The 665-nt window shown below is 71.4% G+C and carries 2 protein-coding genes; one reads left to right on the top strand and one right to left on the bottom strand.

The features are described 5' to 3' along the window. A partial coding sequence (locus tag A5780_RS41605) for a hypothetical protein (RefSeq protein WP_197521960.1) occupies positions 1 to 242 on the top strand: 242 nt, incomplete at its 5' end. Between the two features lie 108 nt (positions 243 to 350). On the opposite strand, the gene A5780_RS41600 is transcribed toward A5780_RS41605, so the two are convergent. Continuing rightward, a partial coding sequence (locus tag A5780_RS41600; RefSeq protein WP_197521959.1) for a hypothetical protein occupies positions 351 to 665 on the bottom strand: 315 nt, incomplete at its 5' end.

Below are 665 nucleotides of genomic sequence, written 5' to 3'. Positions count from 1 at the left end.
CCAACGCCGCGCTGCGGTGGCGGCTCACCGAGCAACTCGACGCCCACCACGACATCGGTCGCGCCGATCAGCCCGAGCCGGCACCTAAGCATTCGAGCGGCGGTGAGACCGACGACCTCCTCGCCGCCGCCGGCCTGCTCGACTGGACCAGCGACCTCACTGCCGCCCCGGATCTGGGCGACCTCGATCTGCCTGGCACCGAATTCCCCGGCGCCGACCCCGGTTACGACCTCGGCCTGTAGGAACACGAAGCTGCGGATGTGCGGTCTCGAAGGGCTGCCGCGCCCTCCCCTCAGCGGGGAGGGCTTGCCACTGGGCTACGGGCGAATACTCCGTAGGCCGAGTGGTTGTCAGGCAGCGAGATCAGCGCCAGGCGGATCGTTATCGTCCGGATCAGGAGCAGGTGCGTCCGCCTCGGGCTGATCGGCGCGACCGATGTCGTGGTGGGCGTCGAGTTGCTCGGTGAGCCGCCACCGCAGCGCGGCCGCGGGCTGCTCATCCGGCAGCGGCCGGTCCATCGCGGCGTGGAGTGCCTGGTCGACGTCTAGGCCACCGTGGTGTGCGGCGTCCAGGCGTTCGGCGAGCACGGGCCAATACGGGTCGTGGGGGAGGCGATCGTCGAGGCCGCCAGCCAGCGCCGCCCAGCGTCGGGCAGGGCCGTCGAG

Origin of the sequence: Nocardia sp. 852002-20019_SCH5090214 (assembly GCF_001665865.1) — a bacterium.
GTDB classification, from domain to species: domain Bacteria; phylum Actinomycetota; class Actinomycetes; order Mycobacteriales; family Mycobacteriaceae; genus Nocardia; species Nocardia nova.
Note: the sequence above shows the minus strand (reverse complement) of the source record. Positions and strands in the feature narration are given on the sequence as shown.